General features: G+C 55.3%; 19 protein-coding genes. 12 read left to right on the forward strand and 7 right to left on the reverse strand.

What is annotated here, in order from left to right:
• Positions 1–3 precede the first annotated feature (3 nt).
• From fliL to rcsA, 8 genes are all read left to right on the forward strand, one after another.
• Positions 4–471 (forward strand): flagellar basal body-associated protein FliL, encoded by a 468-nt coding sequence (gene fliL / locus ACU4F7_RS14330; protein ID WP_024560474.1) that lies wholly within the window; start codon positions 4–6, stop codon positions 469–471.
• Between the two features lie 4 nt (positions 472–475).
• A complete protein-coding gene (gene fliM, locus ACU4F7_RS14335; protein WP_024558651.1) occupies positions 476–1477 on the forward strand; it encodes a flagellar motor switch protein FliM in 1002 nt (333 codons plus the stop codon).
• Positions 1474–1935 carry a flagellar motor switch protein FliN gene (gene fliN / locus ACU4F7_RS14340; protein WP_024558650.1) on the forward strand — a complete coding sequence of 154 codons (462 nt, stop codon included), beginning with the start codon at positions 1474–1476 and terminating at the stop codon, positions 1933–1935. Before fliM ends, fliN begins: the two co-directional genes overlap by 4 nt.
• Positions 1935–2312: a flagellar biosynthetic protein FliO gene (gene fliO / locus ACU4F7_RS14345; protein ID WP_029593218.1), complete on the forward strand. Its 378-nt coding sequence runs from the start codon at positions 1935–1937 to the stop codon at positions 2310–2312. Before fliN ends, fliO begins: the two co-directional genes overlap by 1 nt.
• On the forward strand, positions 2312–3049 hold the full coding sequence (fliP, locus tag ACU4F7_RS14350) for a flagellar type III secretion system pore protein FliP (RefSeq protein WP_024560636.1): 738 nt from the start codon (positions 2312–2314) through the stop codon (positions 3047–3049). The genes fliO and fliP overlap by 1 nt, the downstream gene beginning before the upstream one ends.
• An 11-nt stretch (positions 3050–3060) precedes the next feature.
• Entirely contained in the window at positions 3061–3330 is a 270-nt protein-coding gene (fliQ, locus tag ACU4F7_RS14355) for a flagellar biosynthesis protein FliQ (RefSeq protein WP_029593219.1), read from the forward strand.
• Between the two features lie 11 nt (positions 3331–3341).
• Positions 3342–4130: a flagellar biosynthetic protein FliR gene (fliR, locus tag ACU4F7_RS14360; protein ID WP_481637191.1), complete on the forward strand. Its 789-nt coding sequence runs from the start codon at positions 3342–3344 to the stop codon at positions 4128–4130.
• Between the two features lie 347 nt (positions 4131–4477).
• A complete protein-coding gene (rcsA, locus tag ACU4F7_RS14365) occupies positions 4478–5101 on the forward strand; it encodes a transcriptional regulator RcsA (protein WP_029593221.1) in 624 nt (207 codons plus the stop codon).
• 138 nt (positions 5102–5239) lie between these two features.
• On the opposite strand, the gene dsrB is transcribed toward rcsA, so the two are convergent.
• Positions 5240–5428: a protein DsrB gene (gene dsrB, locus ACU4F7_RS14370; protein ID WP_029593222.1), complete on the reverse strand. Its 189-nt coding sequence runs from the start codon at positions 5426–5428 to the stop codon at positions 5240–5242.
• Between the two features lie 119 nt (positions 5429–5547).
• On the opposite strand from dsrB, the gene yodD reads away from it, so the two are divergent.
• Positions 5548–5781, forward strand: coding sequence for a YodD family peroxide/acid resistance protein (gene yodD / locus ACU4F7_RS14375; RefSeq protein WP_029593223.1), 234 nt, complete (start codon positions 5548–5550; stop codon positions 5779–5781).
• Between the two features lie 314 nt (positions 5782–6095).
• Positions 6096–6917: a mannosyl-3-phosphoglycerate phosphatase-related protein gene (locus ACU4F7_RS14380; RefSeq protein WP_029593224.1), complete on the forward strand. Its 822-nt coding sequence runs from the start codon at positions 6096–6098 to the stop codon at positions 6915–6917.
• On the opposite strand, the gene dgcQ is transcribed toward ACU4F7_RS14380, so the two are convergent.
• The 3 genes from dgcQ to ACU4F7_RS14395 form a co-directional block, all read right to left on the reverse strand.
• Entirely contained in the window at positions 6914–8575 is a 1662-nt protein-coding gene (dgcQ, locus tag ACU4F7_RS14385) for a cellulose biosynthesis regulator diguanylate cyclase DgcQ (protein WP_481637192.1), read from the reverse strand. The genes ACU4F7_RS14380 and dgcQ overlap by 4 nt on opposite strands.
• 133 nt (positions 8576–8708) lie before the next feature.
• Complete coding sequence (locus ACU4F7_RS14390; protein ID WP_024558640.1) at positions 8709–8891, reverse strand: YodC family protein; 183 nt, start codon at positions 8889–8891, stop codon at positions 8709–8711.
• 90 nt (positions 8892–8981) lie between these two features.
• Complete coding sequence (locus tag ACU4F7_RS14395; protein WP_481637193.1) at positions 8982–9896, reverse strand: DUF808 domain-containing protein; 915 nt, start codon at positions 9894–9896, stop codon at positions 8982–8984.
• Between the two features lie 175 nt (positions 9897–10071).
• On the opposite strand from ACU4F7_RS14395, the gene yedA reads away from it, so the two are divergent.
• Positions 10072–10983 carry a drug/metabolite exporter YedA gene (gene yedA, locus ACU4F7_RS14400; protein WP_481637194.1) on the forward strand — a complete coding sequence of 304 codons (912 nt, stop codon included), beginning with the start codon at positions 10072–10074 and terminating at the stop codon, positions 10981–10983.
• A 2-nt stretch (positions 10984–10985) separates the two neighbouring features.
• Here yedA and ACU4F7_RS14405 read toward each other — a convergent pair whose 3' ends face one another.
• From ACU4F7_RS14405 to ACU4F7_RS14415, 3 genes are all read right to left on the reverse strand, one after another.
• On the reverse strand, positions 10986–11480 hold the full coding sequence (locus ACU4F7_RS14405) for a very short patch repair endonuclease (protein ID WP_029593229.1): 495 nt from the start codon (positions 11478–11480) through the stop codon (positions 10986–10988).
• Positions 11481–11484: 4 nt separating this feature from the next.
• A complete protein-coding gene (locus tag ACU4F7_RS14410) occupies positions 11485–12876 on the reverse strand; it encodes a DNA cytosine methyltransferase (protein WP_029593231.1) in 1392 nt (463 codons plus the stop codon).
• Positions 12877–12947: 71 nt separating this feature from the next.
• Complete coding sequence (locus ACU4F7_RS14415; RefSeq protein WP_029593232.1) at positions 12948–13646, reverse strand: phosphohydrolase; 699 nt, start codon at positions 13644–13646, stop codon at positions 12948–12950.
• Between the two features lie 612 nt (positions 13647–14258).
• Here ACU4F7_RS14415 and ompC point away from each other — a divergent pair.
• Positions 14259–15401: a porin OmpC gene (ompC, locus tag ACU4F7_RS14420; RefSeq protein WP_481637195.1), complete on the forward strand. Its 1143-nt coding sequence runs from the start codon at positions 14259–14261 to the stop codon at positions 15399–15401.
• The last annotated feature ends 53 nt before the right edge of the window (positions 15402–15454 follow it).

A 15454-nucleotide genomic window follows, 5' to 3' on the forward strand; every position in this document is an offset into this window, starting at 1 on the left:
CTGATGACTGACAGCGCTATCACCAAAAGCCGCAAACGCTCCATCTGGATCCCGTTGCTGGTTCTTATCACTCTCGCCGCCTGTGCGACGGCGGGTTACAGCTACTGGCGCATGCAGCAGCAGCCTGCCAGCGCGGCGAAAGCGGAGCCGGAGCCGCCGCCGGCCCCGGTCTTCTTTGCGCTCGACACCTTTACGGTGAACCTGGGCGACGCTGACCGCGTGCTTTATATTGGCGTTACGCTGCGTCTGCAAGACGAAGCGACGCGCCAGCGCATTAATGATTACCTGCCGGAAGTGCGCAGCCGTCTGCTGCTGCTTTTCTCCCGTCAGGATGCCAACGTGCTTGCCACGGATGAAGGCAAGCAGAAGCTGGTAGCCGCCATTAAAGAGACGCTGTCGCCGCCGCTAGTGACCGGCCAGCCGAAGCAGGTGGTGACCGACGTGCTTTACACTGCCTTTATTCTGCGGTAACCCCATGGGCGATAGCATTCTTTCCCAGGCCGAAATCGACGCGCTGTTAAACGGCGACAGCGAACAAAGCGCCGAACAGAAGGTATCGGCGAGCGATGGCGACGTTCGTCCTTACGATCCCAATACCCAGCGTCGCGTTGTGCGCGAGCGCCTGCAGGCGCTGGAGATTATTAACGAGCGTTTCGCCCGCCAGTTCCGTATGGGGCTGTTTAACCTGCTGCGCCGCAGCCCGGATATCACCGTGGGGGCGATTCGCATTCAGCCTTACCACGAGTTTGCCCGCAACCTGCCGGTGCCGACGAACCTTAACCTTATCCATTTAAAACCGCTGCGCGGCACCGGACTTGTGGTCTTCTCCCCAAGCCTGGTGTTTATCGCGGTGGATAACCTGTTCGGCGGCGACGGCCGCTTCCCCACCAAGGTGGAAGGGCGTGAATTCACCCATACCGAACAGCGCGTGATTATGCGCATGCTGAAGCTGGCGCTGGAGTCGTACAGCGACGCGTGGAAAGCGATTAACCCGCTGGACGTAGAGTATGTGCGTTCGGAAATGCAGGTGAAATTTACCAATATCACCACGTCGCCGAACGACATCGTGGTTAACACGCCGTTCCATGTAGAAATTGGCAACCTGACCGGCGAGTTCAATATCTGTTTGCCGTTCAGCATGATTGAACCGCTGCGCGAGCTGCTGGTTAACCCGCCGCTGGAGAACTCCCGTCAGGAAGACCAGCACTGGCGCGACACCCTGGTGCGCCAGGTGCAGCACTCCGAACTGGAGCTGATAGCGAACTTCGCTGAAATCCCGCTGCGGTTGTCGAAAATTCTGAAGCTTAAACCGGGCGATGTGTTGCCCATTGATAAACCGGATCGCATTCTGGCGCATGTCGACGGCGTACCGGTACTAACCAGCCAGTACGGCACCGTGCAGGGACAGTACGCGCTGCGCGTTGAACATTTGATCAACCCTATTTTGAATTCGCTGAATGAGGAACAGCCCAAATGAGTGACATCAACAAACCGTCCGACGACAACGCAGGCATGGACGATCTGTGGGCTGACGCATTGAACGAACAAAAAAGCGCAGGCGGCTCAGCAGACGATCTCTGGGCCGATGCGCTGAGCGAGCAAAAAACCGCCGGAAAAAGCGCGGCCGACAGCGTGTTTCGCGCACTGGAAGGCGGCGACGTCACCGGCGCGCTGCAGGATATCAATCTGATTATGGATATCCCGGTGAAGCTCACCGTGGAGCTGGGCCGCACCCGGATGACTATCAAAGAACTGCTGCGCCTGACGCAGGGTTCCGTGGTGGCGCTCGATGGCCTGGCCGGCGAGCCGCTGGATATTCTGATCAACGGTTATCTGATTGCCCAGGGTGAAGTGGTGGTGGTCGCCGATAAATACGGCGTGCGTATCACCGACATCATCACTCCGTCTGAACGTATGCGTCGTCTGAGCCGGTAATGAAAACCACCTCCACGGTTAGCCAGCCTCTGCCCTCCGCTGGCTCATCGCTTATCCAGGTGAGCGGCGCGCTAACGCTTATCATTCTGGTAATTTTACTGGCGGCGTGGGTCGCCAAACGCGTTGGCTTCGCGCCGAAGCATGGCGGCAACCGCGAGCTGAAAATCAGCAGCAGCGTAAGCCTCGGCAACCGCGAAAAAGTGGTGATTGTCGATGTCGAAGACGCCCGGCTGGTGCTGGGCGTAACGGCAAGCCAGATTACGCACCTTCATACCCTGCCGCCGAAAGCGGTAGCGGAAGAAGCAGCCGCCCCGGTTCCGGGCGCGGATTTTCAACAACTGATGAAAACGTTGCTTAAGCGCAACGGGAGAAAGTAATGCGTCGTTGGGTTTATCTCTCGTTGGGCGCGCTCAGCCTCTTCGCCGCGCCTGCTATGGCGCAACTGCCGGGGCTGGTAAGCCAGCCGCTGGCGGGCGGCGGCCAGAGCTGGTCGCTGCCGGTGCAGACGCTGGTGTTTATCACCTCGCTCACCTTCCTGCCTGCCGTGCTGCTGATGATGACGAGCTTTACGCGCATCATCATCGTCTTCGGCCTGCTGCGCAACGCGCTTGGCACCCCTTCCGCGCCGCCGAACCAGGTGCTGCTGGGCCTTGCGCTGTTTTTGTCCTTTTTTATCATGTCGCCGGTGCTTGATAAGATTTATACCGACGCTTATCAGCCGTTCAGCGAAAACAAAATCTCCATGGAAGTGGCGCTGGAAAAAGGCGCGCAGCCGCTTCGCGAATTTATGCTGCGCCAGACCCGCGAGGCGGATCTCGCCCTCTTCGCCCGACTGGCGAAAACGCCGGAGATGGCCGGGCCGGAAGCCGTGCCGATGCGCATTTTGCTGCCCGCCTATGTCACCAGCGAATTGAAAACCGCTTTCCAGATTGGCTTTACCGTTTTTATTCCGTTCCTCATCATCGACCTGGTGGTGGCGAGCGTGCTGATGGCGCTCGGCATGATGATGGTGCCGCCCGCGACCATCGCCCTGCCCTTTAAGCTTATGTTATTTGTGCTGGTGGATGGCTGGCAGTTGCTGGTCGGCTCGCTCGCTCAGAGCTTCTACAGTTAGGAGAGGATGCCATGACGCCAGAATCGGTCATGATGATGGGCACAGAGGCGATGAAAGTCGCCCTTGCCCTTGCCGCCCCGCTGCTGCTGGTCGCGCTGGTGACGGGCCTGATTATCAGTATTTTGCAGGCCGCCACCCAGATAAACGAGATGACGCTCTCTTTTATCCCGAAGATCCTCGCCGTGTTCGTCACGATGGTGGTGGCAGGCCCGTGGATGCTCAACCTGCTGCTGGATTACGTGCGCACGCTTTTCACTAACCTGCCGTATATCATCGGCTGACGGAGTATCGGGTGCTCCATTTCACCAGCGATCAGTGGCTGCATTACCTGAACCTTTATTTCTGGCCGCTTTTGCGCGTGCTGGCGCTGGTTTCTACAGCGCCTATTTTGAGCGAGCGCAGTATCAGCAACCGGGTAAAGCTTGGTCTCGCGCTGCTGATTACGATAGTCATCGCGCCGACGCTGCCGCAGACGCAGGTGCCGATTTTCTCAGCCCAGGGCTTTTGGCTTGCGCTGCAGCAAATTCTTATCGGCATCGCGCTGGGCTTTACCATGCAGTTCGCCTTTGCCGCCGTGCGTACCGCAGGCGAGATAATCGGCCTGCAGATGGGACTTTCCTTCGCGACCTTTTTTGACCCGGCCAGCCATCTCAATATGCCTGTTCTGGCCCGCCTGCTGGATATGCTGGCGATGCTGTTATTTTTAACCTTTAACGGCCACCTGTGGCTGATTTCAATCCTGGCGGATACCTTTCATACCCTGCCATTTAGCGGCGAGCCGCTAAACAGCAACGCGTTTATGGCGCTGGCCCGCGCGGGCGGACTCATTTTTCTCAACGGTTTAATGCTGGCGTTGCCGCTGGTGACGCTTTTACTGACGCTCAACCTGGCGCTCGGTTTATTAAACCGCATGGCGCCGCAGCTGTCGGTATTTGTGATAGGTTTTCCCGTTACCTTGTCAATTGGCATGATGGTTATCATTGCCTTAATGCCGCTCATCGCTCCGTTTTGCGAACACCTATTTAGCGAAATTTTTAATTTGCTTTCTGATATTGTCAGCGAAATACCCACCGCTAATTAACCCTCGCAACAAAACGGTTTTTTGAGGATAATCCTAAAAAACAAAATATATTCTCCCGCTTAGCTAAAGCACAGCGGGAAATTAAAGATTTTACCTCGTTCACAACTCACAACATTTACTTTACTTTAAGAACATTCCTGGCAAATTATACCTAACTTTACGGGATAGTGGGTCCGCCTGAATGACTTCCCTGACGCTGTTCCAGGTCGTCCGACCTGCTAACCGAATATTGCTTATGCATTTTTTAGCTTGCTATTGCTGGTCTTCGCAGAACGGCGGTCGTTCTCAGGCTAGTGGTGAAGCAATCGTTGTGCTTTAACGGATAACGCGTTTAGTGAGGGTATGCTATGTCAACGATTATTATGGATTTATGCAGCTATACGCGGCTTGGGCTAACCGGCTACCTTGCCAGCCGGGGAGTCAGAAAGCGGCAAATCTGCCACGTCGAAACGGTCGAAGCGCTGGAAGAAGCGTGCCAGAGCAAAGAACCTCATGTGGTATTTATTAACGAAGACTGCTTTATTCACGACGCGCCAAGCAGCTTACAAATAAAGCAGGTCATCAATCAGCACCCCGGCACCTTATTTATCGTTTTTATGGCTATCGCGAATATCCATTTTGATGAATATCTGCGGGTGCGCAAAAACCTACTCATCAGCTCCAAATCAATTAAGCCCGAATCGCTGGACACTATTCTTGGCGAATATCTGGCAAAAGATATGCAATGCATCAGTCATATTAATTTGCCTACACTTTCGTTAAGCCGCACTGAATCAAGCATGTTACGAATGTGGATGTCGGGGCAAGGAACGATTCAGATTTCGGACCAGATGAATATCAAAGCGAAGACGGTTTCCTCGCATAAAGGCAATATCAAACGCAAAATAAAAACCCATAATAAGCAAGTTATTTATCATGTGGTCCGCCTGACGGATAATGTCACCAACGGCATTTTCGTTAATATGCGCTGACGCCTGACTCTGTACCCTACTACACCTACACTCTGCTCATTGCCCGCAGCGCCGTCTCACGGCAGACAACAAAAACGCTATCCGCTTGCGTTGGCTCAGCCCCAACAGCAAACCGCCCTCAAATGAGGGCAGCGTTAGTTATTCGGCTTTTTCCACAAAGACACCGTCCGGATGTCCCTTCTCGTTAAAGAACCAAATTCCCAAAGGGTAATCTTCCAGCGAGACCAGATACATTGTTCCTTCGTTAAATTCTTCAATCGCCAGCACGACACCCGGGCGACGCGGACCCCCGTCCGTTTTGACAGTAACCCGATCGTTGATATTCATAACCGTTCCTCCAGAGATTCTTCGTGCCAGTTTAGAACAAAACTCGCTGCCGGTGCGATATTTAGCGCCGCCTGCGAGCGTCTATACTTATCAGGATACACAACCGGAGGGTGACGGTGATGAAAACGATGAAGCCAGACAGCGACAGCGCGCATCGCGACGCCGAAGTGGATGTGGATGCGCTGCTGGCTGCCATCAATGAAATCAGCGAAAGCGAAGTAAAGCGGGTGGACGGCAGCGACGACCCGCAACGGGTAAGCGTGGATGGGCGCGATTACCACACTTATACCGAACTTGCCGACGCGTTCGAACTGGATATCCAGGATTTCAGGATTAGCGAGATCAACCGCTGAAATAAAAAATCCCGGCCTGGGGGGCCGGGATAAGCTTGCGAATGCAAGAAGCACGTAAAATTCGTTACACCAGGAAATCTGATGTCGGCAATCAACATATAGGCAATTTTTTTGCATGACAAGAATATATTTAGCCGATGAATAGTTTATTTCGAATATTAAAAACAGTGATTATTACGCCAGGCCTTGGCCGAAGCCTGTTGGCTGGAAACGATCCCAACACTGCCCGTTTATAGGCCTGAATATTTTGAGACTATTCCTGGTCAATCACTTTTCTGCAACGTTTGCGTTTACCCGCAAGACAAGGAGCCGACATGCCGCAACTACCGCTTAACGACAGCCTGCTGATTGTCACCGATCTCGACGGCACGCTGCTCGACCCGAATACGCATGCCTGGGAGGCGGCGCAGGGCTGGTTGACCCGCCTTGTGGACAATCAGGTGCCGGTGGTGCTCTCCAGCAGCAAGACTTCTGCGGAGATCATTACCCTGCAAAAGGAGATGGGGCTGCAGGGATTGCCGTTTATCGCTGAAAACGGCGCGGTGATCCAGCTTGATGAAAGCTGGAGCGATCATCCGGACTTTCCTCGCCTGCGCTGCGGCGCGGACCACGAGACCATCCTCGCCGTGATTGAAAAGCTTCGTCAGCAGCACGCCTATAAACTCTTTAGCTTTGATGATGTAGACGATAAAACCATTGCCGAGTGGACCGGGCTCAGCCCGAAGCTCGCTGCGATGGCCCGACTGCTTGAAGCCTCCCAGACCCTTATCTGGCGCGATACCGATGAACGGCTGGCGGCGTTTGAAAAACAGCTCAACGAGGCTGGGCTGGTGCTTCAGGAAGGCGGACGCTTCTGGCATGTTTTAGACGCGCAATGCGGCAAAGGCGAGGCGGTTAACTGGTTGAAGGCGCAATACCAGCAACGCGAAGGCAAACTGCGCGCCACGATTGGGCTGGGCGACGGCCCCAACGACGCCCTGCTGTTGGATAATGTCGATTACGCGGTCGTGGTCAAGGGGCTTAGCCGCCATGGCGTTATTCTGCAAAACGAGGACCCGCAGCGGGTTTATCGCACGCAGCTTGCTGGGCCTGAAGGCTGGAGCGAAGGGCTTGAGCACTTCCTCGCGAAGCGTTAATCCCGGGCGCGCACGCCGTTTCGCCCGCTCTGCTTCGCCAGATAGAGCCTGCGGTCCGCGACTAACTGCAGCTGTTCGAAATCATAGGTGCCCTCTTCCTGCGCGCCGCTGACGCCCAGCGAACCGCTGATGCGCAGCGTCGTGTTCTGCGTTATCAGGATTTCCCGGGCATTCAGCCTTGTGCGAATGCGTTCGGCCACGCGCTCCGCCTCGTCGCGCGTTGCGCCGGGCAGCAATATGCAAAACTCTTCACCTCCAACCCTGCCGGCAATATCTTCCGCCCGCAGCGTCTGGCTCACCAGCCCCGCCGCATGGGAGAGCACCCGATCGCCCGCCTGGTGGCCGAAACGGTCGTTGATGCTTTTAAAGTGGTCCAGATCGAGCTGGATAACGGCGCAGGGTTGGTTTTGCTCGCGACAGCGCGCCGCTGCGTTTTTGGCCCGGTCAAAAAAGGCGCCGCGGTTATAAAGCCGGGTCAGCGTATCGTACCAGGCGCGCCACTGAAGATGATGTTGCATCTGGTACATGTCGTGCACCATCCTGCGGATCACCACCCAGGAGAAAATCAGCATGCTGGTAAAGAGCAGCCACAACAGCGCCAGCACCAGCGTAATTTTGCCAAACTCGCCGCTGGCGCTCTGCGCCAGTGTATCCACCCGCACCAGTACGCCGTCAAAATAGCTCAGTCGCGCCCAGCTGATAAATCGCGCTCCCAGGCGGTAATCCCCTTCGGTAGCCTTTTTCATCATTTGGGCAAGCCTCGCTTTCTGTTCGGCAGTGAGCAGGCGTCCGCGGTGGGATGTCGATTGCGTAGCGGCTATGACCTGAAAGTGGCTGTCATAAAGCACGATATCGGCTTCATGATCCTCTTCCAGCGACTCCAGCAAAAACTGCGTCACCGCATCCACTCTAAAATCCAGCGCCAGCACGCCGTACCAGCGTTGCTCATGATCCAGCGGTACGCTGGCGGTAAGGGAGCGGTCAGCCTGATAAACCGGAGACTGACTGTGCGTCCAGCGTACGCCGCGCGTAGGATTGCTGCGTTTCGAATGGGCGGAAAAATAGGGATGGTTGACCAGCCGGTGGTAATGGGCGCGAATGCGCGCCTCTTCCTGCTCCTGCGCCCCAGGGCTTAAATAAAAACCGGCGCGGGAGGTATAAAACATATTGCGCTGCAGCGCCGGGTCTGCGCTCGCGCTTTTCATCAGATAACTGAATTCAGAAGCGGCGGTCAGCTCCCGGTTAAGCCGCTCCTCTTCCCGGTTAAGGTAAGGGTTCTGCTCGACATAATTATCTGAAACGCCGCGCAAGGGGACGCCGCGTTTATCGTTTACGTCGAGCAGCCAGCCCTCGCTGTCGCGCTGGGCGAAGAATGCTGCCAGCGCCTCCTGAGAAGGCGGTATGACGGGCGCTTCCAGCGCCTCTTCCATGGCGGAGCGATAAAAAAGCAACCTGTCGACGCCATACTGCAAATGTCTGTCCAGCGCAGTGGCGATAGTATCGAGGCTGTTGCGCTGCCCGGCGAGGTAGGCGTTTTCCAGCACAACCACTTCACGCCAGGTCAGCAGCGTGGAGCAAAGTAAAACTATCGCAAAGCAAAGATTGACGACCCGACCTGGATGGCGAAAGCGGGTTGGATTTAAAATTCTCTTAGGCACCAGCAGGCTCCCTGCATCAACAGGCTATTCCCGGTTTTACTTATCTGTCTACTTTATCGGCCCACATTGCGCGCTGCCTAGCCTGTTGTCCGAACAGCCTGCAAAAACGCCCGGTTCAAACCGGGCGTTATCGTTAACGGCGTTCTTCACGCGCCTGCTTTTCACCCGGGATCAGTTCTTCTTCCCGGAAAGCTTCTCGCTGCACCCCATAGCCGTCGTACCAACGGCACTCGACCATGCCGCTGGAATACCCCGTAACCACCATGCTCGGGCCGCCGTTTTTACGCTTTACTTCATCGCTGACTAAAAAGACCATATCTGCCTCCTTCTCAGGGGTGAAAACTTTTACAAGATAGTAAAAGAACGCGACTATTGCCGGGCTTACAGCGTGTAAACCAGAAAATTCTCAGTGTGCCTCTTTGCCGCGCAGGCGGTTTATACCTTTTACAACGGCAAGCACGACCGCGCCGACGATAAAGCCGAGCACCAGGTTCATCAGCGTCGGCACCACCGCCTGCGCGATATGGCCGCCCTGCTCCGCCCAGTGTTCGATAGCATGATGCACGGGCGTAAGGCCGTGAACCACAATACCGCCGCCTACCAGAAACATCGCCAGCGTGCCGAGCACCGACAGCGCTTTCATCAGCCACGGCGCCGTCACCAGCAGCCCTTTGCCCACGGCCTGCGCCAGCGTCGAGGTTTTATCGGCAAGCCAGTAACCGAGATCGTCAAGCTTCACAATAACGCCCACCAGCCCGTACACGCCGATAGTCACCAGAATGGCGATGCCTGCAAGAATCATTACCTGCGTTAACAGCGGGGCTTCCGCCACAATGCCAAGCGTGATGGCGACGATTTCCGCCGACAGGATAAAGTCGGTACGAATGGCCCCTTTGACTTTGTCACGCTCGAAAACTTTCGGGTCTTGCTGCGCAATGGCTTCCAGCCGCTGACGACGCTCCTCAGGCGTTTCTTTGTGCTTGCGCGCTTCAATGCTGTGCAACACTTTTTCCACGCCCTCATAGCACAGGAACGCCCCGCCTATCATCAGCAGCGGCGTGATAGCCCAGGGCGCGAACGCGCTGATGATAAGCGCCAGCGGCACCAGAATAAGCTTATTAACAAACGACCCCTTCGCCACGCCCCAGACCACGGGCAACTCGCGGTTGGCGCGCACCCCGCTTACCTGCTGCGCGTTCAGTGAAAGATCGTCCCCCAGCACGCCTGCGGTCTTCTTTGCCGCCAGTTTGCCCATCATCGAAATGTCATCCAGCAGCGTGGCGATATCATCCAGCAGCGTTAAAAGACTACTTCCAGCCAAAATATTCATCCTTTGTTTTGTGATCGGAAAGGTAATTATGGAACAAAAGCCTTAGCACGGAAAATTCTCCATAAAATCAACAAAAAATTCATCAGAAATAAACAATTAAAAACCTCGCCTCGGCAATATTTTTGTCGTTCACTATAAGCGTTCTTTATTAATGTCGTGAGGGAGTATGCGTTTCGCTAAAGTTCTGCCGCTGCTTGGGGCGCTTTTTGCGCTCTATATCATCTGGGGTTCCACCTACTTTGCTATCGCCATCGGCGTAAAAAGCTGGCCGCCGTTTATGATGGCCGGGGTTCGCTTTTTGTCTGCCGGGCTATTGCTTATGGCTTTTCTGTTGCTGACCGGCCACAAGCTGCCCGCTCGCCGTCCGCTGCTGAACGCCGCGCTGATAGGCGTGCTGCTGCTGGCGGTGGGCAACGGCTTTGTCACCGTGGCGGAGCATATGCATGTGCCTTCCGGCATTGCCGCCGTCATGGTCGCCACCGTGCCGCTGTTTACGCTTATCTTCAGCCGCTGCTTTGGCCTGCCGACGCGCAAGCTCGAATGGTTCGGCATCGCTATCGGTCTGGTGGGCATCGTGTTGCTGAACAGCGGCGGCAACCTGAACGGCAACCCCTGGGGCGCGCTGCTGATTTTAATCGGTTCCCTGAGCTGGGCGTTTGGCTCGGTATACGGTTCGCGCATCGAACTGCCTTCCGGCATGATGGCGGGGGCCGTTGAGATGCTTTGTGCAGGCGTGGTGCTAATGGCAGCCTCTTTCCTGACGGGCGAAAAGCTAACGACGATGCCGGACCTCTCTGGTTTCCTCGCCGTAGGCTACCTGGCGCTCTTCGGCTCGGTTATCGCCATTAACGCCTACATGTACCTTATTCGCAACGTTTCGCCTGCGATCGCCACCAGTTACGCCTACGTTAACCCCGTAGTAGCGGTACTGCTTGGCACCGGGCTTGGCGGCGAAAACCTCTCCGCCATTGAGTGGCTGGCGCTGGGGATTATTATTCTCGCCGTGCTGTTAGTAACGATAGGGAAATATCTGCTGCCGGCAAAACCGACAGTGGTGGCGTGTGACGTTGAGAAATAGTTTCAGGCGGGCGGCGCGGGCCGCTCGCGCTCTGTGGCATGGATGCCAAGCGTATCGATTTCCGCCTGCGCGCCGCCGCTGCAAATCCACTCTTCCAGCCGCTCTTTGAGCGCCGCGTCAGAAAGCTTCGCCCGGCCCCGCAGGGCGCACTCCCAGACCACTAACACCCGCCAGCCTTCCTCCCGCAGACGCGAAATATCGCGACGGTCCCGCTCAACGTTTTTGCCTATTTTCTCAAGCCAGAAATCGGTGCGGGTGGCGGGTACTTTGAAAAGATAGCAGTCGTGGTGATGCCAGAAGCAGCCGTGCGTGAAGATAATGCAGCGGTAGTCGTCGAGCACGAAGTCGGGTTTGCCGGCAAGCCCGGCATCCTGCACGCGAAAGCCGAAGCCCGCTTCGCCAAGCAGCCCGGCCAGTCTTTTTTCAATGGCGGTGTCGCGCGTAGCGATGGCGCGCATGTTCTTACTGCGTATCGCTTTGCTGTGCACATCCGCCATAGGGTTACTCCTGTCGCTGTTCTACTGCCTGTAAAATGCGGGGACGAAGCAGTTGCGCCACCGCAGCAAACACAGGCACCACGACGGAGTTGCCAAACTGCCGGTATGCCTGGGTATCGGAAACCGGAATGCGAAAGCGGTGCTCATGCGGCAGCTCAAACCCCATTAACCTCGCGCATTCACGCGGCGTTAAGCGGCGCGGCCGACGCTGCTGATTATCGGGATGGTCAAAATCCTCCTCGCCGAGCGGCTTGTTCCAGCCCCGGTCGACCAGGATTTCCGCGCCGTCTTTGTAATAACGCGCGGAAAGCGTGCGCGCCACGCTGAGCGGATTTTGCGGGTCCACCAGGCCGAAACCGAAGCCGTTGCCTTTCGCCTGATGCTTCTGCGCGTAACGGTAGAGGTATTTCCAGAGCGTCGGCGTCAGCACATAGCGGGCGTCAACCGTTGGGTCGAGCAGTTCGCCAAAGGCGGGACGACGTTCGGGATAAAAGGCGGGTAAATCGCGCAGCGTAAACCCGGCATGTAAGTTGAGGTCGCGGCGAAAACCTACCAGCACGATACGCTCGCGGTGCTGCGGCAGAAAATGTCGGCCATCGATGATTTTCGGGTCGCCTGCGCCCATCTCTCTCGCGTCCGCCACTTCATACCCGAGCTCATCCAGCGTTTCCATAATGATGCGGAACGTATTGCCTTTATCGTGGCTCTTCAGGTTCTTCACGTTTTCGAGCACGAAAATCGCCGGGCGTTTGGCGGCGATGATGCGCGCCACATCGAAAAAGAGCGTGCCCTGCGTTTCGCAGGCGAAACCATGAGCGCGGCCCAGCGCGTTTTTCTTCGATACGCCCGCCAGTGAAAAAGGCTGGCACGGAAAACCCGCCAGCAGAACGTCGTGATCGGGCAACGTCGCCTGAATATGCGCCGCGGCCTCTTCATCGCTCACTTCGGCGCGGTTGCTTAAGGTAACGTCGCGAATATCTTCATTAAAGCGGTGCGCCTGTGGGTCGCAATACCAGTTAGCTTTATAGGTGCGGACGGCGTGTTTGTTCCACTCGCTGGTAAAGACGCACTGGCCGCCAATGGCTTCAAAACCGCTGCGAATGCCGCCGATGCCGGCAAAAAGGTCGATAAAGCGGAAGGCGTAATGGGGATGATGTTTCGGCGGCGCAGGCAGCAGCGCGCTTAGCGACGCCTGTTCGCGCGGCGTCAGGCGCGTTTGCTCCGCTTCGCGGGTGAGTTCGCGTTTCAGTATGGCCCGGCTCCAGGTTTTATCCCCCGCCTCATTAAGGCGCGCGACCAGGGTTTTCACGTCGTAGATTTCCAGCAGTCGCGATAAAAGAGAGCGCCCGACGGGCGAGCAGGCGACCTCGTCAATAACAAATTGATTTTCCAGCATTGCGTTAGCCATACAGAACGAATATCTGACAGAGTAACACAAAAAGGACCGCCACGACGGTTAGCGCGTCTTCAGGGCAACAGCCTGCTGAAGCGGCGCAATACGTCTTCATCAAGCTGGCAATATTCGCCTTTCAGTTCAGCGCACAGCTTCGCCATGTAGTGCGCAAGGAAGTCGGCGTTGTAATGCGCAAGCGCCCTGCCCGCCTCGGTCTGCATGGTATCCGGCAGTGTCAGCAGCTTTTTTTGAAAGTGATCCAGCGCCCAGGCGGCGTCATCCAGTTCGCGCTCCATCGCCAGCGGATCCTCGCTATCGAACAGCGCTCGTCCTAACGCGCCAGAAGTGTAAAAGACGCGGGCGAGGCCTATCGCGCCAAGCGACTCCAGCCGATCGGCATCCTGGACGATTTTCGCCTCCAGCGTTTGCGGCGCAATGCCGGCGCTGAAACTGTGCGCCTGCACGGCGTGAGCGACATCGTCATAAAGCTTGTGCGGGAAATCGGGAAAGTGTTCGGCCAGAATGTTCAGGGTTTCCTGAGCGGCGCGGGTGGAAGCCAGATGCCGCTCGGGGTGATTTTTAGGCAGGTTAACGACATCGTGAAAATAGCAGGCGGCCAGCACCACCAGACGGTCGGCTTCCGTGCCCTGCATAATTTGCTGCGCGGTTTTCCATACGCGCCTGAAGTGCGCCACGTCATGCGCTTTATCATCCTGCAACCAGCTCTGGTTGAACCAGACCTCGAAACGCTCTTGCCAGTGGGATAGGGTCATAGGTACTCCTGATTGCGCTGCGGGCCCGTTTATTATTTGTAACGCAGATCACTAATTTATCAAGACGTAGTACGCGCGACGGCTTCATACATCACCATTATTGACGCGAATGCTGCTGATCAAACAGGGCGTACACGCTCACGTACACGTCATCCGGCATCACTGAGGATAAAAGCGTTTTGTTACAAAAACGTTATTCAGAAAAGCGGTTAAAACGCACCGGTTATTTTATCTACCGTTTATTGGCAACCCTGCCTTTTGCACATCCGTATCGATTTAAGGAACAAATAAGGGCAAAAAAAGCGTTGGATGGGCATTTTTATCTGACAAAAAAGCATTCGCGCAGGAGACCCTTATCAAATTCAACTTATTGATATCTATGCCAGACTAACAAATCACCAGGTCTTAATTTCATTTCCAATGTCTGAAACGAATAATAGCAGCGCAATCATTTATTACCCAAATAACCCCTTAACTTTTTCCTAATTATTCCTTTCAATCTTTCTGCTCACATATTCTCTTTCGGAAATTATAAGAATTAAGGATAGAATCTTGCCCGGCATTAAATGCAAAGTGCCATTCATGGTATTTATGATTATAAGGATATTGATAATGAAGAGAAAAGTTCTGGCATTGCTTGTCCCTGCTTTATTAGCGGTGGGTACGGTTCACGCTGCAGAAATATATAATAAAAACGGCAATAAATTAGACCTCTTTGGTAAAGTCGACGCGCGGCACACCTTCTCCGACAACCCAGGAGACGATGGCGACGGCACCTACATGGAGTTTGGTTTTAAAGGCGAAACGCAAATTTCCAACGATCTTACCGGCTATGGCATGTGGAACTATAAGATCATGGCCAACAACGTTGAAAGCGACAACACGACTTACAACAAACTGGCTTTCGCTGGGCTGAAGTATGGCGACTACGGCTCCTTCGACTATGGTCGTAATTATGGCGTTATCTACGACGTGGAAGCCTGGACGGATATGCTGCCGGTCTTTGGCGGCGATTCTTACACCTATCACGATAACTACATGATAGGGCGCGGCAACGGCATGGCGACTTATCGCAATACCGACTTCTTTGGCCTGGTGGAAGGCTGGGACTTCGCGCTGCAGTATCAGGGCAACAACGAAGGCGAAGGTGAAGGCAACGAAGGCGCAGGTGTCGGTCACAACAGCCTTGCCAGCCAGAACGGCGACGGCTTCGGCATATCGACCACTTATGATTTCGGCATGGGTTTTGCCGCCTCAGCCGCTTACTCTTCCGCCGACCGCACTACCGCTCAGGCTAATGCTGGCCGTGGAAAGAGCGCTTATGCTGGCGGCGAGCGTGCGGACGCATGGGCAGCCGGTTTGAAATATGACGCGAATAACATTTATCTGGCCGCAACCTTTGCTGAAACACGCAACATGACCCCGTATGGCAGCAGCGGCAGCCGTCTTGGCGGCGGTATCGCAGACAGAACCCAGAACATTGAAGTGGTAGCGCAATACCAGTTCGACTTTGGCTTGCGTCCGTCGCTGGCTTTCCTGCAATCAAAAGGCAAAGACGTCTGGTATGATGGCCAATATTTCAATAAAGATTTGGTCAAATACGCCGATGTTGGCGCATCCTGGTACCTGAATAAAAACTTCCTCACCTATGTTGATTACAAAATTAACCTGCTGGACGAAGACGATAACTTCTACCGCAACAATGGCATCGCCACCGATGACATCCTGGCTGTAGGTATGGTTTACCAGTTCTGACCACTCTGCTGACGCTAAAGCCCGCCGCCGTGCGGGCTTTTTTATTGCCAGCG

This window comes from Franconibacter pulveris (assembly GCF_056780215.1).